Raw genomic sequence first — 25626 nt, 5'->3', positions numbered from 1 at the left:
TGTGATCTTTTGTTTTTACTTGCCGAGTTTTCTCAACTCGTCCGATTCGACGATCCGCACACCATCCTGCTCCTCCAGCGCCAGCCGCCACATGGCCCGGGCCAGTTGGCAGGCTTCGATGCCGCGGTATTTGCCGGGAATCAGTTTCGAGAACGGTGCGGCAAGCTGCTCGCCCAGGCGCGGCTCGCTGCGTTCGCCGAGCAACAGCGATGGCCGGCAAATGGTCAGCTGCGGCCAGTCCTGCGCACGCAATGCGTACTCCATCTCGCCTTTGACACGGTTGTAGAACACCGAGGACCGGCGGTCGGCCCCCAGGGCACTGATCACGATCAGGTGCCGTGCGCCCATTTCCCGTGCGCGCTTGGCGAAAGCTACGACCATGTCCAGATCCACGGCGCGGAACGCTTCTTCGGAGCCGGCCTGCTTGATGGTGGTGCCGAGGCAGCAATAGGCGATGTCGACGCGACCCGCCAACTGCGGCAGGAAGGTCTGTGGGTCGCCGACCGGGTTTTCCAGATGCGGATGTTCGGCCAGCGGCCGGCGTGAGGGGGCAAGGACACGGCTGATCGTTGGCTCGTTGAGCAGGCGGTCGAGCAGATGTTCACCGGTCAGACCGGTGGCTCCGGCAAGCAAGACATGCTGAGGCGTCAAGTACATAGTGTCTCTCCCTTGATACTGTTCAGCTTAGTTGCTGTTTGTCGCTCCGTCGTTCAATGCAGCACTTTGCAATGCTTTTCTCGCTTGCTGTTTACGCAGCAGTTGCCAGTGCGCCAGTACGGTTTTCGGCGCCCAGATCTGCGGTTCAGAGGCTTCGAAGCTGTCCGCCAGTTCCCGTTCGGCGACGGTGGCCTTGGCCAGTTTGAAGGCTTGTTCCAGGTCGTCGGTCTGGTTCAGCGCCTGGGCAAACAGGGCGTCGCCGAAGTAGGTGAAGTTGGCCTCCTCGGAGCAACCGAACGAAACGCGATCGGCGCGCGAGGCGGTCATGATCAGCGTGCGCTCGTCCTTCAGCGCCGGAATGAAGCCGCCGGAATAGCACGAAGAGATGACAATGATCTTGTCGCGGTTCTTCAGCGGCGCCAGCACGGCGGCGAGTTCGTCGGCGGGCAGGTCGGCCAGTTCCATGCGCGGCTGGTCGAGTACCAGTTCGTGCTCGGCGGTGCCGTGGCTGGTCAGGTAGATGAAGACCAGATCTTCCGGACCGCTGCGTTCGGCCAGGGTCAGCGCTGCGCGGCGCAGGTTTTCGCGGGTGGCCATCGGTCGGTCGCCGAGGTGGTCGCGGTGGTTGACCAGGCGAATCTGGCCAAACGCGCCGAAACGGCTGGTGAGCATGTTGGCCACGTAATCGGATTCGCGCAGGAACACGCTCTGCTTGCCATCGCCGCCGAGGGTCAGGGTGTACAGCTCCACTGCCGGGGTCGAGGCCGGCACATTGGCCAGTGCTTCATCGAGCAGGCGACCCTGGGCCAGCAGGCCGAGTTCGAGGGTGTCCGGCAGCAATTTGCCGTCGGCATCGCGCACTCGCTGGCCGTTGATCCAGGTGCCGCTGAGCACGCTGCCATCGGTGAGCACCAGGGTGCCGCGCCCGGAATAGCTGTCGCTGTCGAACCCGCCGACGTAGAAACTGCCATCGGACAGGTTCAGGCGACCCTGACCGCTGAAGCGCCAATCATTGAAGTAACCGATGTAGTGGCTGCCGTCGGCGCCAATCAGTTCGCCCTTGCCGGTCAGCGCGCCTTCCTTGAACTGCCCGAGCCAGACATCGCCGTCGGCGTTTTCATAGCGGCCCTTGCCGTGCAGTTGATTGTTCTTGAAACCGCCGACGTAGATGTCGCCGTCGGCGCTGTTGAAGGTGCCGTTGCCTTCGAGCTGACCATTGACGAAGTGGCCGGTGAACTGATTGCCACTGGCATCGCCGCGCTGGCCTTCGCCGTTGGGTTTGCCGTGGGCGAACTGGCCCTGATAGGAACTCCCGTCATCCAGCTCGAGGCGGCCGAGCCCGGAATACTGGTCGGCCTTGAATTCGCCGCGATAGGTCATCGCGTTTTCTTTAAGGGTGCCTTCGCCGTCACGTCGGCCCAGCTTGAAGCCGCCGGTGTAGCTGCCGGCCGTGGTGGTCAGCGTGCCCTGGCCGTCGAACAGCCCTTGCTTGAAGTTGCCGCGATAGACCTCGCCATTGCTGCCGTGCCATTCGCCCTGGCCATGCCATTGCCCCTTGTCGAACGCCCCGGCGTACCAGCTGCCGTTGGGGTAGTCGACCCGGCCCTGGCCTTGCAGCAAGCCATCGACCAGTTCACCACGATAGCGGCCGCCGTCGGGCAGGCGCGCATCCGGCGGCAACAGCGATTCGCCGTCGCCACACGCGGCCAGCAAAAGGGTCAAGGCAAGGGGAGCAAGAGGGGCGAATGAGCGCATAGCGGGATCCGGGCAATTAGGCGACCGAGTATGCCGCAGCTATGTGACCTTATACAGCCGGCAGGGAAGAGCGGATGCGAAACAGCGTGAGCCGCTTCGCATCCAGGCGCTTAAACGAAGCAGAGCGACAGCGGTTCGGCGATGTAGGCCGGTTTGTCCGAGCCTTCGATCTCCAGGGTGGCGGTGGCCTTGAGCAGCCACTGGCCAGGTTTTTTCTCGGTCACTTCACCCAGATCGACCTTGAGCCGGACTTTGGAGTCGACCTTGACCGGCTGGATGAAACGCACGCTGTCCAGGCCGTAGTTGACCACCATCTTCACGCCTTGCGGCAGGATCAGGATGTCTTCCATCAGTTTGGGGATCAGCGACAACGACAGGAAACCGTGTGCAATGGTGCTGCCAAATGGCGTTTGCGCGGCTTTGACCGGATCGACGTGGATGAACTGATAATCCCCGGTGGCTTCGGCGAACAGGTTGATGCGCTCCTGATCGATGGTGAGCCATTCGGAACGTCCGAGTTCCTTGCCGACATAATCTTTGAGCTCTGCAACGGGAACATAGGGCATTGAGACTCTCCTTGGGTTCATCGGTTTTATAGTTTTTCAGGTGGGGGATTTGACCGCCCTGCGAACCACTGTAGATCATCATGGCGATTTGCTCAGGTCAACCGACCATGCTTTTGGCGAATGCCGGTTCATAGCGCAGGCGTGCTTATAATGCGGGCGACCTGCGGGGTGAAAAGTAAGACGGAGATGTCGGATGTTGCTACGTGGCCTGACCATGCTGGTGCTGTTTCAATTGCTCGGCACGGCCCTCAATCATTTGCTGTTGCCGGTGCTGCCGGGGCCGATCATCGGCCTTTTGCTGTTGCTGGCATTCCTGATCGTGCGCGGTGAAGTCGGCGAGCCGCTGAATCTCGCCGCCGGCAGCCTGTTGCGTTATTTGCCGTTGTTGCTGGTGCCGCCGGCGGTGGGTGTGATGGTCTACGCCACGGCGATTGCCGCCGATTTCTGGGCCATCGTCGGGGCGTTGGTGGTGTCGCTGATTCTGTCGATGGCCTTCGCCGGCGTGCTGATGCAACGGCTGGTCAAGCGTCACGCGCCGCATTCGGAGGAATCCTGATGCTGTTCGACTGGCAAGGTGCCTGGGCTTCGGTGATTCACCATCCCCTGTTTGGCATCGGCATTACCTTGGGGGCCTATCAACTGGTGCTGGCGGCGTTCGAGAAAACCCGCTGGATCTTTCTGCAACCGGTACTCGTCTCGATGTTGCTGGTGATCGGCGTGCTGGTCGGCTGCGGCCTGACCTACGCCGAGTACCGCAAAAGTACGGAAATCCTCAGCATTCTGCTGGGGCCGGCAACCGTGGCGCTGGCCGTGCCGCTGTATTTGAATCTGCGGCGCATCCGCCAATTGTTCTGGCCGATTTTTACTACGCTGGTGATAGGCGGCGTGGTCGCCACGGGCATGGGCGTGGCGCTGGGCTGGTGGTTCGGCGCCGATCACATGATTCTGATGACCATGGCGCCCAAGTCGGTGACCTCGCCGATTGCCATGCTGGTGGCCGAGCAGATCGGCGGTGTCGCGGCACTGGCGGCGGTGTTCGTGTTGATCACCGGGGTGATCGGTGCGATCTTCGGCCCGGCGCTGCTGACCCGCCTTGGCGTGCACAGCCCCGAGGCGCGCGGCATGGCGCTGGGCATGACGGCGCATGCGGTCGGCACTTCGGTGGCGTTGCAGGAGAGCGATGAGTGCGGCGCCTTCGCGGCGCTGGCGATGAGTCTGATGGGCGTGGCCACGGCGGTGTTCCTGCCGTTGGCGGTGTCGATGGTGGTGTAAGGAAATGTCTATGAGTCTGCCGCTTTTTCCGCTGAACACGGTGCTGTTTCCCGGCTGCAATCTGGATTTGCAGATCTTCGAGGCGCGCTACCTGGACATGATCGGCCGTTGCATGAAACAGGGCGGCGGATTCGGTGTGGTGTGCATCCTTGAAGGCACTGAGGTCGGCGTGGCGCCGGAAGGTTTCGCCATGGTCGGCTGCGAAGCGCGGATCACCGATTTCCAGCAGCAGGACAACGGACTGCTGGGCATCCGGGTGCAGGGCGGGCGGCGCTTCATCGTGCAACGCACCGACGTGCAACGCGATCAGTTGATCGTGGCCGAGGTCGAGTGGCTGGACGAAGAACCCGAACAACCGTTGCAGGATGAAGACGCCGATCTGGTGGCGCTGCTCAAGGCCCTGGCCGAGCACCCGATGGTCGAAGCGCTGAACATGGGCACTGAAGCGGTTGGCCAGCAATCGCTGGCCAACCAGTTGGCCTACCTGTTGCCCTTTGCCGAAGAGGACAAGATCGACCTGCTGCAACTCGACGATCCGCAGCAGCGACTGGATGCGATCCAGGCGTTGCTCGATGAGTTGCAGGGGGAACTGTTTGCGTAAGGCCGGCTGAGCGGTTCCGTTACTCGGGCCAGACGATGTCGCCGGCGAACCACTCCTTGCCCGGGTCCAGTGTCAGTATCGGCTTGCCGGCCTTGGCGACCTTGTCGATCAGCGCGTCATATTCATGCTGGTTGTAGGCGCCGCGATGGGTACGCTCTTCAATACTCGAAGAGGTGAACCAGGGGTCTATTCCTGCCTCAGCCACATCGTCGACTTTCGCCGCCCGTGTATGGGTTGAGTCGAGCAGCCAGAGTCGGCTGGACTCGATGCCCTTTTTCGAGGCGGAGATAAGCGCTTCAAACTCATCCTGAGGAAACCACGCGCCATTCTTCTCAGCGGATAGATTGAGTAGCTGGTTTTCTTCCCTGAGCACGACTTCCATTTTTCGCGTGTCGATGATGTAGGCGAAGATGAAACTCTGGTTATGTCGAGTCGTTTCGTAGTTGCGCTCGGAATCGAGTTCCACGTCAGAGGCATCAGACCACTCGTTATCGGATTCGCCGGAATCAGGGTCAGGCTTACCGGTTTTTTTGCCGGGGTATTTGTTCTTCTGGTTGTTGTAGAGCAGGTATTCCGGATCCGGCGGATTTCTGCCATTGCCGCCATACTCGTGGAGCAACTTCAGACTGACCGTCGCGCTGATCGGCTTTTGGGTGGTCGCTCCCTGCGGATGTTTCCAGCGCGGCAGCATTCTGCCGTCGTTATAAAACTCGAACGGCGTTCGCTCATCTGCCCGGAACAAACCGGGAATATCAAGGCGATACAGGCAACCGCTGTTGTTGCGCAGGTAACCCAGACTGGCTAGAAACCCGTCGAGAAACGGCCGGCTCAGGCTTTGGTCGAAGTCCAGCAGATCGCCGCGCCAGAGCTTGCCGTTTCTTGTCGGGATGATCAGCGGCTCGATTTCCCGACGCAGTTGATCGAAGCGCCCCGGGTCGTTTTCGTCGAGCGAGCGCAATCGGTGCTGCTCCGCCCACTGCGGCATTTGCTGCGGGTTGTCGAGCAGATCCTTGCGCAGCTGCACATGCTGCACGGGCGAAAGATTGTAGCTGCGCAGATGTTCAGTCACTTCATCAAGCGTCTTCTGAGGATGCAACCAGCGCAAACCATCCATGATCAGATCCTGTCTGGCATTGCCGGTCACCATCGGTTTGACCCAGTGCGGCCGACTGCCACCGGTCTGGCCTTCTTCCCGCAAACGCGTGATGTCCTGGCCGTGAATGCCGTATGCCTCCCATATCTGATGGTCCTTCCAGGCTGTCAGGTGGGTGGGCGAACCATTGAAACCGGCCGGCGGTTCGTCAACCTGAACCCAATAGTTGTCAGGACCCTTGAATCCGTAAAAATAATCGGCGTTCGGTAAGCTGGAAAAAAATTCCTGCCGTCGGTAATAACCTTGGGTATCAACCTGTACCCAGTGAGGCATGGGGGCCAGGTGCATACGTGACAAAGGCCGGAAATGTTGCGGTTGTGAAGTGGTCGTACGCTTGATTTGTGTGTCGCCCTGATCAGAGGCAGGACGTTTGGCCAATGGTGCTTTCGGCGGTTGATCGGCAAGGTGCCATGTTGTTTCGCCCGGATCTCTGCGGATCAGCGGGCCGGGTGCCAGTTTCCTGTACAGATCGGTTACCCGATAGGCGGCGTGGACTGCGTCGAACTCCACATGCACGGTGCCGAGGTCCTGTATATCGACGAAACGGCGTCCGACGACAAAGCGAAAACCATCGGCGTCCGCTGGCTGCATGTTGCGCAACAGCGCCTGGTTCAACAGGTAACCGGTCAACCCGCCGCTTGTTACGGGCCGGGCATCCGGCAGGTCGGATATCTCGACCCTGGGCGGGGTGCCGCTGTCGGCCGAGTGACTGCCGGAACCCTGCCCGGGTGTGACGACAGGTGGGGTGGGAATATCCGGGTGTGGTCGATGCCGTACCGGTATTTCCACCTCCGGACGCGGTCGATTGACGAACGTGTCCGTTGGCGTTTGCGAACTCACTCTCGAAGAGTTTGATGGCGGGGGTGTTTTGGGGCGCATCGTGTCATTCCTTGACGATTGATGTGGTTAGCGGGCCGCGACTCAGTTCGCGGCCGTTATGGCGGCAACCCTGTTTTCGATGATCAGGTGTTCGGGATCGACCAGACGCGTGGGGGCGCCGTTGGCTGTCCACTTGCCTGTTGCCGCGTTGTAGAAAATCTCTGCATGAGGTGCGTCGGACAGATGAATGTTTTCGATGAGAACGTTATCGCTTTCCAGCATCTGTCGGCGTTTATGGTCGTTCACCAGGACGACGATTGCCTGGGTCGATCCGCAGGACGAGGCGTTGACGCTATGCAGACCAATCACCTCGAACAGTGCATTGACCCGGTACCGATCTCCCGATGTAACGATCACGTCAATGGTTTCCAGGGGCAGCGAAACGTCATTGCTGTCGGGCAGATGAACATAAAGGCTGCCGATCTTCAGCAGGTCATCCTTGATGGAAAGATGGCTGTCGTTGATTTTTTCCTTCATCTGGTGCGCATGAATGTGCCAGGTCGATGAACCCCGCAGGTTCGCGTCCGCTTCGGCGGTGGACAGGCGAATGGACAGGTTGCTGGACGGGTAGAGCGCATAGGTCGAGGATCGTCCTTCCAGCCAGTAGCTCGTGTTGTGATCGATGGCTTTGAAATCGATGCGTTGCGGGGTATTCCTCAGGGTTCGCTTTTCGACAGAGGGTTTGACGAACAGGTAGGTACCGGCACGCTCTCGCAGTGAGGCACGGCTTGCCACCGATCGATAGCCCGGGTTCCTGGCGTCGTCCAGGCAGACATTGGCCGGATAGTCGAGGGCATAGGAAACACCGTCACGCATGACCAGGGTGAAGGCGTGATTCATCTTCCAGCCCGCGGTCAGGATCCCCGCGCCGCTGTCACTTTTTTTTCCCGTATCTTCGATGACGGCACCGTGCACCGAGAGCAGCCCTGCACCCGCACCGAAAGCAATCCTGAAGTGGACATCGTCGTAGTCGAGCACGGTAAATGCATTTGTCTGTCGGACTGTAACGGTATAGACGGCCTCGACATCGGCAATGTCCTTGCTGTCGAAGTCGATATAAAGCGTACTGCGCCCGCCATTGCTCTGCGGTGCTGCCTTCAGGACGGTGTGGTAGTTGCGTCTGGAGACGAAGTAGAACGAGTGCGCTTTGGTCGGCGGTATGTTGACCGGGCTGTTGAGCTGCACCGGGGAGGGCTTGGCAAGGCCGGCAGTGAGGACGTTGACACGCAGGGGGCGGTCGCTCTGGTCCGCAATCTCGGCGGGCCATTGAGGTTGCAGGTGGTAACCGTCCTGCGTGATGAATATCCATTTGTCGTTGTTCAATACGCGCTTGCCATCGACGGTCCGGTAAACCGCTTCGAGCACGAGGGCGCGCAGCGGAGATCGGGGATGGTCGTCGCGCAATGATTCGACGACCAGGGCATGAGTCCGAATGGTCCAGCTTTGAACGGCCTCGAGGGTGACACCCAGATAGACCCTGCTCGGCTCCAGACCATCCTCAGTGACGAGGATCTGGCGACTCAGAGGGTCGAGTTGGTAGATATCGTTACCGCTACCGCCGTCAACGCTGACGAAGTGGCCTCGAACTGAAATGTGGTCATCCCCTGCACCGGCATTGACCTGATCCTGCCCGTTGGCGGTAATGACGTCGGCCTGATCCGATCCGTTGACCCGGTTGCGGGCACCGGCCAGGGTTTCGACTTTCTCGATGGAACTGAACGTGGAATGCAATACCGGTTCGATTGCGGGGTTTGCTGAACGCAACCCGAGCCTTCCGGTTTTCATGTCGATGTCGTAACCGAGGTAAAGCGGTGGATTCGGGATGTGATCCAGATGCCTGTGAGTGCCTTGAAGCCAAAGCAGGTCGGTACCGTCTCCCCCTTGCAGATGATTCGCGCGGACCTCTGCGCGAGAGAGTGCATCGCCGGCGGACTGAAAGAGAAACGAATCGTCCTTGTCGCCGCCGGTGAGGGATTTGTCGCCGGCGCCGTAACTGAAAAAGTTCGGTTTGTCGCGCACGCCTTGTACCGTGTCATTGCCTCCACCCAGATTCCAGAACACCCCTTTGGCAGTGTCAGTCTTCAGGCTGGTCACGATGGCATCCGAGTCAGGCAGACCGGCTCGTGCATCGTAATGGTCATCGGTTTCGACGATGACTGGCAGGTTTTCAGTGACATAGGGTAATTCGCCCTTGGCCTCATCCCATTGATACCGTGAGAGACGAGTGGGCTGAAGCCTGACATCGAATCGGCCATTGACGATCGCGTCGACACTGTCCTTGAGTTCATTGTCCAGCCAGCGCAGGCTTTGGGTTTTCAAGGCCTTGGCATAGTCGCTGGTGGTTTTCGAGATCAGATATCGCTCCATCAGCGCCTTGTCCTGGTCCTGCCCGGTGAAGGCGAACCAGCCGGCACGCCAGCGTTCGTTCACGGACAGTTCGATGTAATCGTCGATGTCGTCGACAGCCCGGACGGCGCCGTAGATTCTGGCACCGACAATCATGATGGCCGCCGCTGCGATACCCACCGGGCCGGCTGCCTGGAAACCTGCCAGTGCCGCGCAACCCAACGCGAGGGAGAGCGCGGCGCTGAATACACTCAATCCCCCGGTCACGTAGAGATCCTGCGCCTCTTTTCCCTGGGCCTTGGCGGCATCGTTGAAGGATTTGATCGCGGTGTAGATGTCAAAGGGCAGTGTCAGCGCACTGGCGATCAGGCCTGCCCCCCGGCACAGCCATTTGCCCATGCCGGTCTTGCCGAAGTGTTCGATGGCCATCGATCCCTGCCGGATCATGTGCTCGCCTGTCCTGCTCAAGGCGTACTCGAATCCCAGCGAGGTTATCTCCGCAATGCCGCCGCCGACATTGATCAGCACTTCCCCCATTTGGCCTTTCTTGAGAGCGTCGATGGCGCCGGTATACGCGCTGTACAGTCCGTAGGCCTGCAACCCCACCCCCATGCTGGTCATGCTGCGACTCTTGGCCTTGTCTACCCAGCTGGGCAAATGATCCGGCAGCGGGTCTCTGCGAATGTCCAGACGTTGTGTAGCTTTCAGCAGACTGTTGATCTTGTTCATCGCTGGCGCGGAATCGCCGGCGGCCATCTCGCGCATCAGCGCTGGGGCATCGGGTGAACGTTGCGTGACAATCTCATACAGCAGTGGCGCAACTTTCTGGCCTTCTTGCGTATTGACTGATTTGATGCGCTGCTCAACTTCGGCCGGATCGAACTCCAGTGCGTCGATGAATGTTTGATCGGGCTCGGGGAAATAGGAGTTGGCGGCTGTGATGACCTGCCCGTTAAGCCGTCCGCCCAAGGCTCTCAGTTCCTCGCGGGTAACGGTCATCTCACCGATACGCAGGGGGCCGAACAGGCTGTCTGTTTCATGCAGGCTGGGTGTGCGATCGATCGGAGAGGGAGTGTCGGTCTCATTGTTAGTTGATGAATTACTTAGGTCGGAAATAACAATTGCGGCTGTAGGATAAGTTTCCGAAGTTTTTTCGAACGGGATAGACAAGATCAATACTCTTCCATGAGGTAATGAGTATTCAATCTGTCATGCAATGAATTTTTGGCCAGGCTTAATGTTTTGCCAATTATATTTATGGTTGTCGGTTTATCGCGATGACGAATGTTGTCTTTTTTACTTGGAGCAAGCTTGGCGGTGACGTATTTGTCGAAACAGCAGCGTTTCAGTTCAGAAACAGGACTGATCGCCGCTTGCGGATTCGCCCCGAAGGGGAATCCGCAAGCGGCGGATGCGGCTCAATAGGCGTATCGAAGCAGGGTGTGTGGCAGGTGTCGCAATACGAAGAAGCCAAATAGAGCGACCAGAGCTGGCAATACCAGCCACCAGACTTTCTGCGGCATTGCACCAAGAGGTGCATGACGTTGACTGAGCCACAGGCCCGCTGCGCAGACACAGGCGGCGAGCATGGCGCCGGCCAGGACATCCGTTGGCCAGTGCGCGCCCAGATATACCCGTGACAGGGCAATTGCCAGCGCCGGTATGCAGCCGAGCAACAGCCAGGTGAGGCGTAGCCGTGGCGGTTGTCCGCGTCCGGCCAGCACGGCGAGCGCCAGGAACAGCGCAAACGAGCCCGAGGCGTGGCCGCTGGGCATGCTGTAACTGGTGAGTGGGTCAGTCAGCACTTCCGGGCGTACCCGGGCGAAAAACAGTTTGGTCCCGGTGTTGGCCAATGCCGTGACGAGCAGGGTGCCGCCGACGAAGATCGCGTGTCGCCACTGACGACACAGCAACAGCAGCGCTGTCAGCAGGGCACTGAACAACAGCATGTTGCGGAACTCACCGATCAGGGTGAAAACCACTGCCACTTCATCCAGCGCCGGCCTGCGGTGCTCCTGTACCAGGGTCATGACGCCCTGATCGAGGGCGGTCAGGTATGGAAAACCGATGAACAGGCCGATCAGGATCAACAGGCTCATGCTGCTGATCCAGACCGTCGCCCGCCGATGACGGCGCAGGCTGCTGTTGGCGCTCAGGCCGACCATCACCGCGATGCTGCCGGCGACAATCCCGGCCTGCAGCCAGAAGCCTTCCGGCAAGGGCAGGCGAATCGCCGCCCCGGTGGCCCAGCCCGGCAGCAGATAGGCGAGGCTCCAGCCGGCCGCCGCCAGCAGACTCACGGCGGCGAAGCGCGGGAAGGGCATGTCGCACATACCCGCGACCATCGGCAGCATCGGTCGCAACGGGCCGATGAAGCGGCCGACCAGCAGGCTGGCGATGCCGTAGCGTTGGAAGTAGGTTTCCGCGCCGGCCATCCACTCCGGGTGATGGCGCAATCCCGGCAAGCGCCGGATGTTCTGGTGGAAGTGGCGGCCGAGGAAATACGAAATCACATCACCGAGAATCCCGCCAAGGAAACCCAGCAACAGGGTTTCACTCAACGACAGCGCTCCGCTGCCGGCCAGCACCGCCACGGCAAACAGCAGCACCGTGCCGGGCACAATCAAGCCGGCTATCGCCAGGCATTCCACGCAGGCCACGACAAACACAGCGGCGGCCAGCCACTGCGGATTGGCGGCCAGCCACCCGGTCACGCTATCGAGCCATGGGCCCATACAAACCACTCCATTTCATTGATGTCCCTGATCGGCGAGCCGAAGGGTGTGCATTCACAGCAGAAAATAATCGCGACCTTCGACCTGGCCCCGGCGCAGCGGGTTCCGCGTGCACCACTGGGCATAGGCGGCATCGACGAAGCGATACATCAGGTGTTCGTCGCGGCCATGGGGAATGCCCAGGCGGGTGGTCTGAATTATGTGGGTCGGCGCAGGGCCGGTGTCTTCCACCAGCAGAATTTCGTGGTCGAAGCGCTTGGCATCCCACACCGGCACTTTCAGTCCCAGCGCCTTGCACAGCAGCGTCTGCCCGGCACAGAGTTTCTGTGACGGGCGCGGGCGGCCCTGAGCATCGGGGTTGTTCAGCAGCATCTGCGCCAGGCTGGCCGGGCCGCTGATCTCGTCGACCCACGGATAGGCCGATTTGATCAGCACTGCATTGCCCGGACCCTGCGCGCTGAAGTTCAGCGAATCGCCGCCACGGGCGTAGTACATATAGATGTGGCCGCCGTCCAGAAACAAAGCCTTACGCTTTTCTGTGTAGCCGAGGGACGCGTGGCTGCCTTTTTCCTCGCGGTAATAGGCCTCGGTTTCGATGATTCGGGCACTGAGCCACAAGTCACCGACCCGATGGCGAATGACTTTGCCGAGCAGATCCTTGGCCAGCGTCTGGGCGTCACGGTCGAAAAAGGCGTCCGCAAGGCCGACAGGCTGGCGCGCGGAGGTGGCGCGAACGGTCAGGTTGGACATGGCAAACAGTGTTTATCCAGGCGGAGGAGGTCGTGATGATAACAATTCAAGGCTTAATCCCGGCTGAACGTCGGCAAATCGCCGTCCATTTCGACCATCCGCCCGTCACCGCTGTTAGTCCCGGGACGCGACAGCTATAATCTGCCGCTTTCCTCTTTGCCAAGACCCCAGCAGACCATGACTGAGTCCGTTCTTGACTACATGACCCGATTGGGTCGCGCCGCCCGCGAAGCTTCCCGCGTCATCGGCCGTGCCAGCACCGCGCAGAAAAACCGCGCCCTGCTGGCTGCCGCCAATGCCCTGGATGCCGCCCGCGCCGAGCTTGCGGCAGCCAATGAACAGGATCTGGCCGCCGGTCGCGCCAACGGTCTGGAACCGGCATTGCTGGAACGTCTGGAGCTGACCCCGGCACGCATCGACGGCATGATCGTCGGCCTGCGTCAGGTCGCAGCGCTGCCGGATCCGGTCGGTGCGATCCGCGACATGAGCTTCCGTCCGTCGGGCATTCAGGTCGGCAAGATGCGTGTCCCGCTGGGCGTGATCGGGATCATCTACGAATCCCGTCCCAACGTGACCATTGATGCCGCCAGTCTGTGCCTGAAGTCCGGCAACGCGACGATCCTGCGCGGCGGTTCCGAAGCGATTCATTCCAACCGCGCGATTGCCGCTTGCATCCAGCGCGGTCTGGCCGAAGCCGAACTGCCGGCCGCCGTGGTGCAAGTGGTGGAAACCACCGACCGCGCCGCCGTTGGCGCGCTGATCACCATGCCCGAATACGTCGACGTGATCGTACCGCGCGGTGGCCGTGGCCTGATCGAGCGCATCAGCCGTGACGCCCGGGTGCCGGTCATCAAGCATCTGGACGGCATCTGCCACGTCTATGTCAGCGAACATGCCGACCTGCCGAAAGCCCAGCGCATCGCCTTCAATGCCAAGACCTATCGCTATGGCATCTGCGGTGCGATGGAGACCTTGCTGGTCGATCAACGTGTTGCGAAGGATTTCCTGCCGTCGATGGCTGCCCAGTTCCGCGAAAAAGGCGTCGAACTGCGTGGTTGCGAACGCACCCGGGCGATCATCGAAGCCGTAGCGGCGACCGAAGAAGACTGGAGCACCGAGTACCTGGCGCCGATCCTGTCGATCCGCGTGGTGGATGGCCTGGATCAGGCCATCGAACACATCAACCATTTCGGCTCCCACCACACCGACTCGATCGTCAGCGAAAACCTCGCCGACACCCGCCAGTTCGTGGCTCAGGTCGACTCGGCGTCGGTGATGATCAACACCCCGACCTGCTTCGCCGACGGATTCGAATACGGATTGGGTGCCGAGATCGGCATTTCTACTGATAAGCTGCACGCCCGTGGCCCGGTGGGCCTGGAAGGACTGACCTGCGAGAAGTACATCGTGGTCGGTGATGGCCAGCTGCGCGGCCAGGCGACGGTCTGACTTGTCCGACCTCGACCTGAAAGCGCCGAAACCCGGCAAGAGGTCCCGTCCCCGGCGCATTGGCGTACTGGGCGGGACGTTCGACCCGGTGCACGTCGGCCATTTGCGTGGCGCGCTGGAAGTCGCCGAAGCGCTGGGGCTCGATGAGCTGCGCATGATGCCCAGCGCCCGGCCGCCACACCGCGATACGCCGCAGGTGTCGGCGCAGGACCGGCTGGCAATGGTTGAATGTGCGGTGGCCGGTGTGCCGCCGCTGGTGGTGGACGCCCGCGAATTGCAGCGGGACAAACCGTCCTGGACCATCGATACCCTGGAGTCGCTGCGTGCCGAAATGGCCGCCGAGACCCAGGTTTTTCTGCTTCTGGGCTGGGACGCGTTTTGCGGCCTGCCCACTTGGCACCGCTGGGAAGAGTTGCTCCAGCATTGCCACATCCTGGTGCTACAGCGCCCGGACGCCGACAGCGAACCGCCGGATGCCTTGCGCAACCTGCTGGCAGCGCGTTCGGTGAGCGACCCGCTGGCCCTGAAGGGGCCGAGCGGACAGATTGCATTCGTCTGGCAGACACCGCTCGCGGTTTCCGCCACCCAGATCCGTCAACTGCTGGCCAGCGGTAAGTCGGTACGTTTCCTGGTGCCCGACGCGGTCCTGGCCTACATCGATGCGCACGGTCTGTACCGTGCGTCGAACTGAACAAGGCGTGCTTCACTGATACGAATCCACGTGTCGCCAAGCCGCCGAAAATATGAGCAAAACGAGTTTTATATGACTGACAAAGACCAAACCAAAGTAAAGCGCAAAGGCACATTCAAGAGCGCCCCGCTGCCAGAACCGGTCAACACCAACGAACCGCTGAAGGGCGACGAACTGGTCAAGGTGGCCGTTGCAGCCCTGGAAGACGTGAAAGCCCAGGACATCCAGATCATTGATGTGCGCGACAAGCAGAGCATCACCGACTACATGATCATCGCCACCGGTACCTCCAACCGCCAGATCAACGCGATGCTGGACAAGGTTCGCGAAGAAGTGAAAAAGCAGGGCGCCAGGCCGCTGGGCGAAGAAGGCAAGGGCGACAGCGACTGGGTGCTGCTGGACCTGGACCTGGTGATCGTGCACATGATGACTGCCTCGGCACGTCAGTTCTACGACCTGGAACGCCTGTGGGCCGGTGCCGAGCAGAGCCGTGCGGCGGACGCCAAGCACCACAGCCCGGAAAACACCCACGAGCATTTCACCAAGCTCAACAAAGACCAGCTGTAAGGGATTGCTGTGCGACTGCGACTGATCGCCGTCGGTTCACGCATGCCCAAGTGGGTGGAAGAAGGCTGGCATGAGTATGCCAAGCGTCTTCCATCCGAGCTGGCGCTGGAACTGGTGGAAATTCCGCTCAATACCCGTGGCAAGAACGCCGACGTGGCCCGCTTCATCCGTCAGGAAGGCGAAGCCATGCTGGCCAAGGTCGGGCAGAACGAGCGGATCGTCACCCTCGAGGTTCATGGCAAGCCGTGGAGCACCGAGCAACTGGCGGTCGAACTCGATCGCTGGCGCCTGGACTCGCGCACGGTCAATTTCATGGTCGGTGGCCCGGAAGGGTTGGCACCGGAAGTCTGTGCCCGCGCGGATCAGCGCTGGTCGTTGTCGCCGCTGACGCTGCCGCACCCGCTGGTGCGCATCCTCATCGGCGAGCAGTTGTATCGTGCCTGGACCGTGCTGTCCGGCCACCCTTACCACAAGTAATCCGCCCTCATGTCTCAGCCGATCCGCATCAAGGACCACGAAAAAGACGCCCGTCTGGTGCGTGGTCGCGTCGTGTTCGGCGCAATTGCGGTGGTGGCGCTGATCTGCGTGCTGATTGCGCGCCTGTATTACCTGCAGGTGATTCAGTACGAATATCACTCGACCCTGTCGGAAAACAACCGGGTTCACGTTCAGCCGATCCCGCCGACCCGTGGCCTGATTTTCGACCGCAACGGCGTGGTGGTGGCGGACAACCGTCCGAGCTTCAGCCTGAGCATGACCCGCGAGCGCTCCGGCGACTGGCAGCAGGTGCTCGACGTGATCGTCGAGGTCTTGCAGCTGACGCCGGAAGACCGGGTGATCTTCGAGAAACGCATGCGCCAGGGCCGCCGGCCGTTCGAGCCGGTGCCGATCCTGTTCGAACTGACCGAAGAGCAGATCGCCCGGATCGCGGTGAACCAGTTCCGTCTGCCGGGCGTCGAGGTGGTCGCGCAGTTGGTGCGTCACTACCCCCAGGGCGCGCATTTCGCGCACTCGGTGGGTTACATGGGGCGGATCAACGAGAAAGAGCTGAAGACCCTCGATCCGGTCAACTACAGCGGCACCCACCACATCGGCAAGACCGGCATCGAGCGCTTTTACGAAGCCGAGCTGCACGGCCAGGTGGGTTACGAAGAGGTTGAGACCAACGCCCGTGGCCGCGTCCTGCGCGTGCTCAAACGGACCGATCCGGTGCCGGGCAAGGACATTGTCCTGAGCCTCGACATCAAATTGCAGGAAGCTGCCGAGGCTGCGCTGGGCGGTCGGCGTGGTGCGGTGGTGGCGCTCGATCCGAAAACCGGCGAAGTGCTGGCGATGGTCAGCCAGCCGAGCTTCGACCCGAACCTGTTCGTCACCGGCATCAGCTTCAAGGCTTACGCCGAGCTGCGCGATTCGATCGACCGGCCGCTGTTCAACCGTGTATTGCGCGGTCTGTACCCGCCGGGCTCGACGATCAAGCCGGCGGTGGCGATTGCCGGTCTCGATGCGGGCGTGGTGACGGCGTCGAGCCGGGTGTTCGACCCCGGTTACTACATGCTGCCCAACTACGATCACAAGTACCGCAACTGGAACCGCACCGGGGACGGCTTCGTCGACCTCGATACGGCGATCATGCGGTCCAACGACACCTACTTCTATGATCTGGCGCACAAGCTGGGCATCGATCGGTTGTCGGCCTATATGAACAAGTTCGGCATCGGCCAGAAGGTCTCGCTGGACATGTTCGAAGAGTCCCCCGGCCTGATGCCGTCCCGCGAGTGGAAACGCGCGACCCGGCGTCAGGCGTGGTTCCCCGGCGAAACCCTGATTCTCGGGATCGGCCAGGGCTACATGCAATCGACCCCGCTGCAACTGGCCCAGGCCACGGCGCTGGTGGCCAACAAGGGTGTGTGGAACCGCCCGCACCTCGCCAGGACCATCGAAGGCGAGAAGCCCAAGGATGAAAATCCGATGCCGGACATCATCCTTCGCGATCCGTCGGACTGGAACAAGGTCAACCACGGCATGCAGCAGGTGATGCACGGTGCCCGTGGCACCGCGCGCAAGGCCTCGATCGGCGCGCAATACCGGATCGCCGGCAAGTCGGGTACGGCACAGGTCGTGGCGATCAAGCAAGGCGAGAAGTACGACCGCTCCAAGGTTCAGGAGCGCCACCGTGACCATGCCCTGTTCGTCGGTTTCGCGCCGGCGGATGACCCGAAAATCGTGGTGTCAGTGATGGTCGAGAACGGTGAGTCCGGTTCCGGCGTCGCGGCACCGGTGGTGCGCCAGGTCATGGATGCCTGGCTGCTGGATCAGGACGGACGGTTGAAGGCCGAATACGCCAGCCCTATCAGTGCGGAGGCTACGGCCCGTGATGAATAATTTCGATCGCATGCTCTCCAGCGAGGATGTGATGCGTCGCCGGGCGACGCTGCTGCAACGTTTGCATATCGACGGCCCGTTGCTGGTGCTGTTGTTGATCCTGGCCGCCGGCAGCCTGTTCGTACTGTATTCGGCCAGCGGCAAGAGCTGGGACCTGTTGGCCAAACAGGCCACGTCGTTCGGTATCGGCCTGGTGTCGATGATCGTCATCGCCCAGTTCGAGCCAAGGTTCATGGCGCGCTGGGTGCCGCTCGGCTACGTGATCGGGGTGGTACTGCTGATGGTGGTGGACATCATGGGCCACAACGCCATGGGCGCGACCCGCTGGATCAACATCCCCGGGGTGATCCGCTTCCAGCCCTCGGAATTCATGAAGATCCTGATGCCGGCGACCATCGCCTGGTACCTGTCCAAGCGCACGCTGCCGCCGCAGCTCAAGCACGTCGGCATCAGTCTGCTGCTGATCGGCGTGCCGTTCGCCCTGATCGTGCGTCAGCCGGATCTGGGCACTTCGCTGCTGATTCTGGCCGGTGGCGCCTTCGTCTTGTTCATGGGCGGGCTGCGCTGGCGCTGGATTCTCAGCGTACTGGCGGCGGCGATTCCGGTGTCGGTTGCGATGTGGTTCTTCATCATGCACGACTACCAGAAGCAGCGGATCCTGACGTTCCTCGACCCGGAAAGCGATCCGCTGGGTACCGGCTGGAACATCATTCAGTCGAAAGCCGCCATCGGTTCCGGCGGCGTGTTCGGCAAGGGCTGGCTGCTGGGCACCCAGTCGCACCTGGACTTCCTGCCGGAAAGCCACACCGACTTCATCATCGCGGTACTCGGCGAAGAATTCGGCCTGGTGGGCATTTGCGCGCTGTTGCTGATCTATCTGTTGCTGATCGGTCGCGGCCTGGTGATTACCGCCCAGGCGCAGACGCTGTTCGGCAAATTGCTGGCCGGCGCTCTGACCATGACGTTTTTTGTTTACGTTTTCGTCAACATCGGTATGGTCAGTGGCCTGTTGCCGGTGGTGGGGGTGCCGTTGCCGTTCATTAGCTACGGCGGAACTTCGCTGGTGACGCTGCTGTCAGCGTTTGGGGTTTTGATGTCGATCCATACCCATCGCAAGTGGATCGCACAGGTTTGAATAAGGTGAAGAGTTCAATGCAAGTAATGCGTGACTGGGCGACACGATACGCACCGTGGCTCGGCCTGGTAGGCATCCTTGGCAGCGCGCAGGAAGCGTTGGCCGGCGATTACGAAGGCTCGCCCCAGGTGGCCGAATTCGTCGGTGAAATGACCCGCGACTACGGTTTTGCCGGCGAACAGCTGATGGCCGTGTTCCGCGAAGCCCAGCGCAAGCAGGCGATTCTCGACGCCATTTCCAAACCCGCCGAACGGGTCAAGCAGTGGAAAGAATACCGGCCGATGTTCATCACCGACGCGCGCATCGCCCGCGGTGTGGACTTCTGGCGCCAGCACGAGGCCACCCTGGCCCGCGCCGAGCAGGAATACGGTGTTCCAGCCCAGGTGATCGTGTCGATCATCGGCGTTGAGACCTTTTTCGGACGTAATACCGGCAATTACCGGGTGATCGATGCCTTGTCCACGCTGGGTTTCGACTATCCTCCCCGTGCCGAATTTTTCCGCAAGGAGCTTCGTGAGTTCCTGCTGCTGGCCCGGGAAGAGCAGGTCGACCCGCTGACCCTCAAGGGTTCCTATGCCGGGGCGATGGGTTTGCCGCAGTTCATGCCGAGCAGCTTTCGCGCCTACGCGGTGGATTTCGACGGCGACGGCCACATCAATATCTGGAACAACCCGGATGATGCGATCGGCAGCGTCGCCAGCTATTTCAAGCGTCACGGCTGGGTCGCCGGTGAACCGGTAGTCAGCCGCGCGGATGTCCGTGGCGAGCAGGTGGATGAAGGCCTGACCACTGGCATCGAACCGACGAAAACCGTCGGGGAGTTGCGAGCGCTGGGCTGGTCGAGTCATGATGCGCTGCGCGATGACATGCCGGTCACCGCATTCCGCCTGGAAGGCGACAACGGCCCGGAATACTGGATGGGCCTGAAGAATTTCTACGCAATCACGCGTTATAACCGCAGCGTGATGTACGCCATGGCCGTACATCAACTGTCTGAACAGCTGGTACAAGCACGGGGCGTCAAGTAATGCGGGCATTGCCTATCAATAAACCCCTGAAGCTGGTGGCTTTCGCTGCGTTGGCGGTGCTGGTCGCCAGTTGCTCGACCAGCCGTTCGCCGACCCAGAAGCCGACCACCGCCGTTCGCTCGCAGCCGGGCCTGGACATCAACCGGGCTCACAAGGATGGCGCGCCGTGGTGGGATGTCGATGTGTCGCGTATCCCGGACGCCACGCCGACCCTGCACACCGGCCCGTACAAGGCCAACCCGTACACCGTGCTGGGCAAGACCTACTTCCCGTTGCAGGAATCCAAGACTTACGTGGCCTCCGGTACTGCGTCCTGGTACGGCACCAAGTTCCACGGTCAGAACACCGCCAACGGCGAGGTCTACGACCTGTACGGCATGAGTGCCGCCCACAAGACATTGCCGCTGCCGAGTTATGTTCGGGTGACCAACCTGGACAACAACAAGAGCGTGATCCTGCGGGTCAATGACCGCGGGCCATTCTACTCGGACCGGATCATCGACCTGTCCTACGCCGCCGCGAAAAAACTTGGTTATGCCGAAATCGGCACCGCGCGGGTCAAGGTCGAAGGCATCGACCCCCAGCAATGGTGGGCCGCGAAGGGCCGTCCGGCGCCTTTGATGCTCAACGAGCCGCAAGTCGCGCAGAATAGCGCCCCGGTGATCACGGCCTCGGCCGGCACCGTCGAGCAATGGACTCCGCCGCCGCAGCAGCACGCCGCGGCCGTCGTGCCAGTCCAGCTCGATGCAAAAAAAAACGCTTCTGCACCAGCGTCTGGCCAGTATCTGCAGGTGGGCGCGTTCGCCAACCCGGACGCTGCAGAACTCCTGAGGTCGAAGCTCAGCGGGATGGTGAGCGCTCCGGTGTTCATCAGCTCGATCGTGCGCAATCAGCAGACCCTGCACCGGGTTCGCCTGGGACCGATCGGTTCGCCGGGTGAAATTGCCCAGGTACAGAACAGCGTGCGCCTGGCCAACCTCGGTTCGCCAAGTGTGGTCACCGAGTAAACGTAGGACTTGATTGACGGTTCACCAGCGATTGGGGGGTGAACCAGGTTGTTGGCTCGTCGAAGAACAAAAGCCCGGCAAGGGTGACTGGAGTGAGCAACTGAACACGCGATGCTCGTAGGGTTTGCTCGAAAGCTCGCCGAGCGGCGATCAGGCAAGGCAAAAACAGGTGAGGAAGCGGAGTGTAGGGGACCTACATGAGCATTCCGAATCTGTTTTTAACGCAGCATGATCGTCGCGCAGGCAGGTTTCGGGCAAAGCCTGAAAGACATCTGATTAAATTTTGTCCGCTAGGACAGTTTCCATTAGCGATTTCGAGAGACGGATGAACATCACCACCTTTGCCAAACGCCTGTGTCTGCTAGTCCCGCTGCTCCTCTCGCCAGCCGCCTTCGCGGCCGAGATGATGCCGTCGCCACCACAACTGGCCGCCAAATCCTACGTGCTCATGGATGCCAACAGCGGCAACGTGCTGGTGGAGAACAACGGTGACCAGCGTCTGCCGCCGGCCAGCCTGACCAAACTGATGACCGCGTACATCGCCACGCTGGAAATCCGTCGCGGCCAGATCGGTGAAAACGACCCGGTGACCGTCAGCGAAAACGCCTGGCGCACCGGCGGTTCGCGGATGTTCATCAAGGTCGGCTCGCAGGTCACTGTCAGCGACCTGCTGCACGGCATCATCATCCAGTCCGGCAACGACGCCAGCGTCGCGGTGGCTGAACACATCGCCGGCAGCGAAGACGCCTTCGCCGACCTGATGAACAAGACCGTCGCCGATCTGGGCATGACCAATACCCATTTCATGAACCCGACCGGTCTGCCGAACCCCGAGCACTACTCGTCGGCTCACGACATGGCGATCCTGGCGCGCGCGATCATCCACGAAGACCCGGCTCACTACGCGATCTACTCGCAGAAAGAATTCTTCTGGAACGGCATCAAACAGCCTAACCGCAACCTGCTGCTGTGGCGCGACAAGACCGTCGACGGTCTGAAAACAGGTCACACCGACGAAGCCGGCTACTGCATGGTGTCCTCGGCCGTACGTGACGGCATGCGCCTGATCGCCGTGGTGTTCGGCACCAACAGTGAAGTGGCTCGTGCCGCCGAGACCCAGAAGCTGCTGACCTACGGTTTCCGCTTCTTCGAAACCCAGACCTTCTACCAGAAGGGCACCGAACTGGCTCAGGCCCCGGTGTGGAAAGGCACTACCAGCCAGGTCAAGGCCGGTCTGGCTCAGGACCTGACCATGACCCTGCCGAAAGGCCAGCTGAAGAAGCTCGCTGCCAGCATGACCATGAACCCGCAACTGACCGCGCCAATCGCCAAGGGCGACGTGATCGGTAAAGTCGAAGTGAAACTGGACGACAAGGTGGTGCACAGCGCCGACCTGATCGCCCTGGACGCTGTCGAGGAGGGTGGTATCTTCCGCCGCATGTGGGATAGCATCCGTCTATTCTTCTACGGCTTGTTCAACTGATTTGAGTTGACCTGCATGGCCCCGTTCCGATCCGGAGCGGGGCCTTGTTCGTTACCGGGCTTACGCTTACGAGGCCGTTACGCCATGACCGATACCGAAGTAAAGGCGCCAAAGATCGAATTTCCCCAGGTTGATTATCCGGTTAAGGTGATCAGCGATACGGGCGTCGGCAACAAAGACAAGATCATCGACATCGTCAAGAAACACGCCAGGATCAACGATGAGCGTGTCGACGAGCGTCAAAGCAGCAACGGCAAGTACACCACCATCCAGTTGCACATCGTCGCGACCGATCAGGATCAGCTGTACAACATCAACAGCGAACTGCGGGCTACCGGTTTCGTGCACATGGTGCTGTGATGCCCGGCACGCTGGGCTTTCGCGAGCTTGGCCAGATGGCTTACGAGCCGGTCTGGCAGGCCATGCAGCGTTTTACCAACGAGCGTGGCACCACGGCCCCGGACGAAATCTGGCTGGTGGAACACCCGCCGGTGTTCACCCAGGGTCAGGCCGGCAAGGCCGAGCACCTGTTGCTGCCGGGAGACATTCCGGTGGTGCAGGTCGACCGCGGCGGTCAGGTGACCTACCATGGACCAGGCCAACTGGTAGCCTATCTGCTGCTGGATGTGCGCCGACTCGGTTTCGGCGTGCGCGATCTGGTCAGCCGCATGGAGCGCTGCCTGATCGAACTGCTGGCCAGCTACGGCGTGACCGCCGTGGCCAAGCCGGATGCTCCCGGCGTCTACGTCGACGGAGCGAAGATCGCTTCTCTGGGTTTGCGGATTCGCCACGGTTGTTCCTTTCATGGCCTGGCCCTGAACGTGGACATGAACCTGGAACCGTTTCGACGGATTAATCCCTGCGGCTATGCCGGGCTGGCGATGACCCAGCTGAGCGAGCACGCAGGATCGATTGAATTTGCCGAGGTAAGTGCCCGGCTGCGCGCGCAGCTCGTCAAACACCTCGACTATGCTGAGCAGACGACCCTGACGGGCGGAATCGACTGATATGACTACTGATGCAGTGCAAACCATGATCCCGACGCTCGACGTGACCGAGCGCCCGGCCCCGCGTCCCAAGGTTGAAGCCGGCGTCAAGCTGCGCGGCGCCGAGAAGGTTGCACGCATCCCGGTGAAGATCATTCCGACCACCGAACTGCCGAAGAAACCCGACTGGATCCGCGTGCGCATCCCGGTTTCGCCGGAAGTCGACCGCATCAAGAGCCTGCTGCGCAAACACAAGCTGCACAGCGTCTGCGAAGAGGCCTCCTGCCCGAACCTGGGCGAGTGCTTCTCCGGCGGCACCGCGACCTTCATGATCATGGGTGACATCTGCACCCGTCGCTGCCCGTTCTGTGACGTTGGCCACGGCCGTCCGAAGCCACTGGACGTCAACGAGCCGGAAAGCCTGGCCATCGCCATCGCCGACCTGAAACTCAAGTACGTGGTGATCACCTCGGTTGACCGTGATGACCTGCGTGACGGCGGTGCCCAGCACTTTGCCGACTGCATCCGCGAAATCCGCAAACTGTCACCGAACGTACAGCTTGAGACCCTGGTTCCGGACTACCGTGGCCGCATGGACATCGCCCTGGAAATCACCGCCGCCGAGCCGCCGGATGTGTTCAACCACAACCTGGAAACCGTACCGCGCCTGTACAAGGCTGCGCGTCCGGGTTCGGACTACCAGTGGTCGCTGACCCTGCTGCAACGCTTCAAGCAGATGATGCCGCACATCCCGACCAAATCCGGCCTGATGCTCGGCTTGGGCGAGACCGACGACGAAGTCATCGAAGTCATGAAGCGCATGCGCGAACACGACATCGACATGCTGACCCTGGGCCAGTATCTGCAACCGTCCCGCAGCCACTTGCCGGTGCAGCGTTTCGTGCACCCGGACACCTTCGCCTGGTTCGCTGAGGAAGGTTACAAGATGGGCTTCAAGAACGTCGCGTCCGGCCCGTTGGTGCGTTCTTCGTACCACGCTGACGAGCAAGCGAAACTGGTCAAGGCCGAGCTGCTCGGTTCCTGATTAAGCGCTGAATGAAAGAATGCCCGCCGGGGTTTATCGCCCGGCGGGCATTTTTTTGCCCGGCCTACACGCGTTACTGACTTTTCCTGCAATCTGCGGCGCAGCCGAGCCTCTTCTGTTTGTCGCCGTTCCTGACTACTGTGTGAGCATGACTTCACACAGGGAGATCCATGGATGACCGTTCGACCGACCCACACCCTTTTTCCGCACAAGTCCGTGCCCGCACTGCCGTCGGAAGGGCTGATCGGCGTCATTGCGCCCGCCGGCCCCGGCACGCTGGATACCGAAAAGGCCGTTCAGTGGATGCGCGCCCGGGGTTACGGTTTACGGGTGTTCCCGGGCGTCTATGAAAAGGACGGTTATCTGGCCGGCAGCGACGAGGTGCGGCTCAACGATCTGCACGCGGCGTTCGCTGACGAAGAGGTCGATGCGATCATTTGCCTGCGCGGTGGTTACGGCACGCCAAGGTTGCTGGATCGGATCGATTACGATCTGCTGAGCCGCCATGCCAAGCCCTTCGTCGGTTACAGCGACATCACCGCACTGCATCTGGCCATCAGTCGCTACGCCGGGTTCGTGACCTTTCACGGGCCGTTGTTGAATGCCGATCTGCTGGGTGACAAGGAGCCGCCGACGGTGACGTCGTTCTTCGCCATGCTGCGCGGTCAGTTGAAGGCCGGCAGTGTACTGAGTCATCCGGCGGCTTATCCGTTGACCACCGTGGAGCCCGGCATTGCCCACGGGCGTTTGCAGGGCGGTAATCTGGCAATGATCGCCTCGACTCTTGGCACGCCTTACGAAATCGATGTCGAAGGGGTGATTCTGCTCATCGAGGACATCAACGAGCCGCTGTACCGGATCGACCGCTTGCTGACCCAGATGCGTCTGGCGGGCAAGTTGGCCAGATTGCGCGGCGTGTTGGTCGGGGATATTGCGGGGGTGGATGTCGATGCGCTGAATCGCCTGCTCAAGCAGACCTTCGAACCGCTGCGGATTCCGGTGCTGTCAGGATGGCGTAGCGGGCACTGTAATCCGAACCTGACGCTGCCGTTGGGGGCGCTGGTTCGACTGGACGCAGGGAAGAAGGAGTTGATGCTGGAACAGGATGTGGTGATTCGCTGATCGAGCCGCAAAAAAAG

General features: G+C 61.0%; 23 protein-coding genes. 16 read left to right on the top strand and 7 right to left on the bottom strand.

What is annotated here, in order from left to right:
• Positions 1 to 15: 15 nt before the first annotated feature.
• The 3 genes from AC07Y2_RS04125 to AC07Y2_RS04115 form a co-directional block, all read right to left on the bottom strand.
• Positions 16 to 657: an oxidoreductase gene (locus AC07Y2_RS04125; protein WP_007958634.1), complete on the bottom strand. Its 642-nt coding sequence runs from the start codon at positions 655 to 657 to the stop codon at positions 16 to 18.
• A 27-nt stretch (positions 658 to 684) separates the two neighbouring features.
• The gene (locus tag AC07Y2_RS04120; RefSeq protein ID WP_103385492.1) at positions 685 to 2412 is read right to left on the bottom strand and encodes a C13 family peptidase; all 1728 of its coding nucleotides are present in this window, start codon (positions 2410 to 2412) and stop codon (positions 685 to 687) included.
• A 110-nt stretch (positions 2413 to 2522) separates the two neighbouring features.
• Positions 2523 to 2978 carry a MaoC family dehydratase gene (locus AC07Y2_RS04115; RefSeq protein WP_085668083.1) on the bottom strand — a complete coding sequence of 152 codons (456 nt, stop codon included), beginning with the start codon at positions 2976 to 2978 and terminating at the stop codon, positions 2523 to 2525.
• Between the two features lie 193 nt (positions 2979 to 3171).
• Between AC07Y2_RS04115 and AC07Y2_RS04110 the strand changes: the two genes are divergently transcribed.
• From AC07Y2_RS04110 to AC07Y2_RS04100, 3 genes are read left to right on the top strand one after another with little or no spacing between them, the layout of a single operon-like run.
• On the top strand, positions 3172 to 3534 hold the full coding sequence (locus AC07Y2_RS04110) for a CidA/LrgA family protein (RefSeq protein ID WP_039771873.1): 363 nt from the start codon (positions 3172 to 3174) through the stop codon (positions 3532 to 3534).
• Positions 3534 to 4250, top strand: a complete 717-nt coding sequence (locus tag AC07Y2_RS04105; protein ID WP_007958637.1) for an LrgB family protein — start codon at positions 3534 to 3536, stop codon at positions 4248 to 4250. The genes AC07Y2_RS04110 and AC07Y2_RS04105 overlap by 1 nt, the downstream gene beginning before the upstream one ends.
• Positions 4251 to 4260: 10 nt before the next feature.
• Positions 4261 to 4851 (top strand): LON peptidase substrate-binding domain-containing protein, encoded by a 591-nt coding sequence (locus tag AC07Y2_RS04100; protein WP_039771871.1) that lies wholly within the window; start codon positions 4261 to 4263, stop codon positions 4849 to 4851.
• 19 nt (positions 4852 to 4870) lie between these two features.
• Here the strand turns inward: AC07Y2_RS04100 and AC07Y2_RS04095 are convergent, their stop codons facing one another.
• The 4 genes from AC07Y2_RS04095 to AC07Y2_RS04080 all read right to left on the bottom strand — a co-directional run bounded on the left by AC07Y2_RS04095 (position 4871) and on the right by AC07Y2_RS04080 (position 12714).
• Positions 4871 to 6883, bottom strand: a complete 2013-nt coding sequence (locus tag AC07Y2_RS04095) for a hypothetical protein (protein ID WP_178082842.1) — start codon at positions 6881 to 6883, stop codon at positions 4871 to 4873.
• A 42-nt stretch (positions 6884 to 6925) separates the two neighbouring features.
• Positions 6926 to 10399, bottom strand: coding sequence for a calcium-binding protein (locus tag AC07Y2_RS04090; RefSeq protein WP_178082841.1), 3474 nt, complete (start codon positions 10397 to 10399; stop codon positions 6926 to 6928).
• 248 nt (positions 10400 to 10647) lie between these two features.
• Positions 10648 to 11964: a bifunctional DedA family/phosphatase PAP2 family protein gene (locus tag AC07Y2_RS04085; RefSeq protein WP_103385491.1), complete on the bottom strand. Its 1317-nt coding sequence runs from the start codon at positions 11962 to 11964 to the stop codon at positions 10648 to 10650.
• 54 nt (positions 11965 to 12018) lie between these two features.
• Positions 12019 to 12714, bottom strand: coding sequence for a DNA-3-methyladenine glycosylase (locus AC07Y2_RS04080; protein ID WP_074691587.1), 696 nt, complete (start codon positions 12712 to 12714; stop codon positions 12019 to 12021).
• 177 nt (positions 12715 to 12891) lie between these two features.
• On the opposite strand from AC07Y2_RS04080, the gene AC07Y2_RS04075 reads away from it, so the two are divergent.
• The 13 genes from AC07Y2_RS04075 to AC07Y2_RS04015 all read left to right on the top strand — a co-directional run bounded on the left by AC07Y2_RS04075 (position 12892) and on the right by AC07Y2_RS04015 (position 25609).
• Positions 12892 to 14163, top strand: coding sequence for a glutamate-5-semialdehyde dehydrogenase (locus tag AC07Y2_RS04075; RefSeq protein ID WP_103385490.1), 1272 nt, complete (start codon positions 12892 to 12894; stop codon positions 14161 to 14163).
• Positions 14132 to 14854: a nicotinate-nucleotide adenylyltransferase gene (gene nadD / locus AC07Y2_RS04070; RefSeq protein ID WP_039771865.1), complete on the top strand. Its 723-nt coding sequence runs from the start codon at positions 14132 to 14134 to the stop codon at positions 14852 to 14854. The genes AC07Y2_RS04075 and nadD overlap by 32 nt, the downstream gene beginning before the upstream one ends.
• Positions 14855 to 14926: 72 nt before the next feature.
• The gene (gene rsfS / locus AC07Y2_RS04065; protein ID WP_064382180.1) at positions 14927 to 15421 is read left to right on the top strand and encodes a ribosome silencing factor; all 495 of its coding nucleotides are present in this window, start codon (positions 14927 to 14929) and stop codon (positions 15419 to 15421) included.
• Positions 15422 to 15430: 9 nt separating this feature from the next.
• Positions 15431 to 15898 carry a 23S rRNA (pseudouridine(1915)-N(3))-methyltransferase RlmH gene (rlmH, locus tag AC07Y2_RS04060; protein ID WP_009051038.1) on the top strand — a complete coding sequence of 156 codons (468 nt, stop codon included), beginning with the start codon at positions 15431 to 15433 and terminating at the stop codon, positions 15896 to 15898.
• A gap of 9 nt (positions 15899 to 15907) precedes the next feature.
• Complete coding sequence (gene mrdA, locus AC07Y2_RS04055) at positions 15908 to 17803, top strand: penicillin-binding protein 2 (RefSeq protein WP_074691583.1); 1896 nt, start codon at positions 15908 to 15910, stop codon at positions 17801 to 17803.
• A gap of 31 nt (positions 17804 to 17834) precedes the next feature.
• The gene (gene rodA, locus AC07Y2_RS04050) at positions 17835 to 18938 is read left to right on the top strand and encodes a rod shape-determining protein RodA (protein WP_050761190.1); all 1104 of its coding nucleotides are present in this window, start codon (positions 17835 to 17837) and stop codon (positions 18936 to 18938) included.
• Positions 18939 to 18955: 17 nt separating this feature from the next.
• The gene (gene mltB / locus AC07Y2_RS04045) at positions 18956 to 19966 is read left to right on the top strand and encodes a lytic murein transglycosylase B (protein ID WP_007958658.1); all 1011 of its coding nucleotides are present in this window, start codon (positions 18956 to 18958) and stop codon (positions 19964 to 19966) included.
• Positions 19966 to 20973 carry a septal ring lytic transglycosylase RlpA family protein gene (locus AC07Y2_RS04040; RefSeq protein ID WP_085612550.1) on the top strand — a complete coding sequence of 336 codons (1008 nt, stop codon included), beginning with the start codon at positions 19966 to 19968 and terminating at the stop codon, positions 20971 to 20973. The genes mltB and AC07Y2_RS04040 overlap by 1 nt, the downstream gene beginning before the upstream one ends.
• Positions 20974 to 21298: 325 nt before the next feature.
• Complete coding sequence (locus tag AC07Y2_RS04035; RefSeq protein ID WP_011336095.1) at positions 21299 to 22456, top strand: D-alanyl-D-alanine carboxypeptidase family protein; 1158 nt, start codon at positions 21299 to 21301, stop codon at positions 22454 to 22456.
• A gap of 84 nt (positions 22457 to 22540) precedes the next feature.
• Complete coding sequence (locus tag AC07Y2_RS04030; RefSeq protein ID WP_011336094.1) at positions 22541 to 22816, top strand: DUF493 domain-containing protein; 276 nt, start codon at positions 22541 to 22543, stop codon at positions 22814 to 22816.
• Positions 22816 to 23463 carry a lipoyl(octanoyl) transferase LipB gene (lipB, locus tag AC07Y2_RS04025; RefSeq protein ID WP_039771855.1) on the top strand — a complete coding sequence of 216 codons (648 nt, stop codon included), beginning with the start codon at positions 22816 to 22818 and terminating at the stop codon, positions 23461 to 23463. The genes AC07Y2_RS04030 and lipB overlap by 1 nt, the downstream gene beginning before the upstream one ends.
• A 25-nt stretch (positions 23464 to 23488) precedes the next feature.
• Positions 23489 to 24487, top strand: a complete 999-nt coding sequence (lipA, locus tag AC07Y2_RS04020; RefSeq protein WP_162130488.1) for a lipoyl synthase — start codon at positions 23489 to 23491, stop codon at positions 24485 to 24487.
• A gap of 174 nt (positions 24488 to 24661) precedes the next feature.
• Entirely contained in the window at positions 24662 to 25609 is a 948-nt protein-coding gene (locus AC07Y2_RS04015; RefSeq protein ID WP_074691579.1) for a S66 peptidase family protein, read from the top strand.
• The last annotated feature ends 17 nt before the right edge of the window (positions 25610 to 25626 follow it).

The organism is Pseudomonas sp. GW456-12-1-14-TSB6 (assembly GCF_059424205.1).
This window is presented reverse-complemented; position numbering and strand designations above follow the sequence as displayed.

Bases quoted from the DNA above. Each gene is read 5' to 3' on its own strand.
- AC07Y2_RS04080 (WP_074691587.1), bottom strand. From the start codon at position 12,714: ATGTCCAACCTGACCGTTCGCGCCACCTCCGCGCGCCAGCCTGTCGGC.
- AC07Y2_RS04115 (WP_085668083.1), bottom strand. From the start codon at position 2,978: ATGCCCTATGTTCCCGTTGCAGAGCTCAAAGATTATGTCGGCAAGGAA.
- lipB (WP_039771855.1), top strand. From the start codon at position 22,816: ATGCCCGGCACGCTGGGCTTTCGCGAGCTTGGCCAGATGGCTTACGAG.
- AC07Y2_RS04125 (WP_007958634.1), bottom strand. From the start codon at position 657: ATGTACTTGACGCCTCAGCATGTCTTGCTTGCCGGAGCCACCGGTCTG.
- AC07Y2_RS04095 (WP_178082842.1), bottom strand. From the start codon at position 6,883: ATGCGCCCCAAAACACCCCCGCCATCAAACTCTTCGAGAGTGAGTTCG.
- AC07Y2_RS04075 (WP_103385490.1), top strand. From the start codon at position 12,892: ATGACTGAGTCCGTTCTTGACTACATGACCCGATTGGGTCGCGCCGCC.
- mltB (WP_007958658.1), top strand. From the start codon at position 18,956: ATGCAAGTAATGCGTGACTGGGCGACACGATACGCACCGTGGCTCGGC.
- AC07Y2_RS04015 (WP_074691579.1), top strand. From the start codon at position 24,662: ATGACCGTTCGACCGACCCACACCCTTTTTCCGCACAAGTCCGTGCCC.
- nadD (WP_039771865.1), top strand. From the start codon at position 14,132: ATGGCCAGCTGCGCGGCCAGGCGACGGTCTGACTTGTCCGACCTCGAC.
- AC07Y2_RS04110 (WP_039771873.1), top strand. From the start codon at position 3,172: ATGTTGCTACGTGGCCTGACCATGCTGGTGCTGTTTCAATTGCTCGGC.
- lipA (WP_162130488.1), top strand. From the start codon at position 23,489: ATGATCCCGACGCTCGACGTGACCGAGCGCCCGGCCCCGCGTCCCAAG.
- AC07Y2_RS04030 (WP_011336094.1), top strand. From the start codon at position 22,541: ATGACCGATACCGAAGTAAAGGCGCCAAAGATCGAATTTCCCCAGGTT.
- mrdA (WP_074691583.1), top strand. From the start codon at position 15,908: ATGTCTCAGCCGATCCGCATCAAGGACCACGAAAAAGACGCCCGTCTG.
- AC07Y2_RS04100 (WP_039771871.1), top strand. From the start codon at position 4,261: ATGAGTCTGCCGCTTTTTCCGCTGAACACGGTGCTGTTTCCCGGCTGC.
- AC07Y2_RS04040 (WP_085612550.1), top strand. From the start codon at position 19,966: ATGCGGGCATTGCCTATCAATAAACCCCTGAAGCTGGTGGCTTTCGCT.
- AC07Y2_RS04085 (WP_103385491.1), bottom strand. From the start codon at position 11,964: ATGGGCCCATGGCTCGATAGCGTGACCGGGTGGCTGGCCGCCAATCCG.
- AC07Y2_RS04105 (WP_007958637.1), top strand. From the start codon at position 3,534: ATGCTGTTCGACTGGCAAGGTGCCTGGGCTTCGGTGATTCACCATCCC.
- rsfS (WP_064382180.1), top strand. From the start codon at position 14,927: ATGACTGACAAAGACCAAACCAAAGTAAAGCGCAAAGGCACATTCAAG.
- AC07Y2_RS04035 (WP_011336095.1), top strand. From the start codon at position 21,299: ATGAACATCACCACCTTTGCCAAACGCCTGTGTCTGCTAGTCCCGCTG.
- AC07Y2_RS04120 (WP_103385492.1), bottom strand. From the start codon at position 2,412: ATGCGCTCATTCGCCCCTCTTGCTCCCCTTGCCTTGACCCTTTTGCTG.
- rodA (WP_050761190.1), top strand. From the start codon at position 17,835: ATGCGTCGCCGGGCGACGCTGCTGCAACGTTTGCATATCGACGGCCCG.